1 pseudogene is annotated in these 399 nt (G+C 57.4%); it reads right to left on the reverse strand.

The features are described from left to right. Nucleotides 1–275: 275 nt before the first annotated feature. Nucleotides 276–399: pseudogene (locus AACY45_RS28890) on the reverse strand (IS110 family transposase); the annotation flags it as partial.

The raw sequence follows: 399 nt of genomic DNA on the forward strand, positions 1-399 counted from the left end.
ATGACCGTATATGGACTCCTCCTCATTGCAAGCCCCTTCGCTTTGGCCCCCGTGCCGACTGCACACGTATATTCGGCCTCTGACTTTGGCATCGATTCGATGCAGGGCCATGATGGGCTATTCGCGCGTCGGCTCCCAATCGCTTCTACGTGCTTTACGCACCTGGACATTTGAGGGTTTTACCGACGCCGGTTCGACCGGTTTGCCATCGTTCGGGTTGCTTAGCAATCTGGGTAGACGGTTTGTTTACTCGTTGGACGTGACGGTTTGGTAGATCAGGCCGCAGCCCGATCCGGTTGGTAATCGGTCCCGTTGCGCAGCATCGCCCAAGCCATGCGTGCGGTTTTGTTGGCCAGCGCGATAGCGGCCACATTGGGATGTGATCGCTCGGCCAAACGA

The organism is Pseudomonas sp. RA_35y_Pfl2_P32, from assembly GCF_963970735.1.
Classification (GTDB): Bacteria; Pseudomonadota; Gammaproteobacteria; order Pseudomonadales; family Pseudomonadaceae; genus Aquipseudomonas.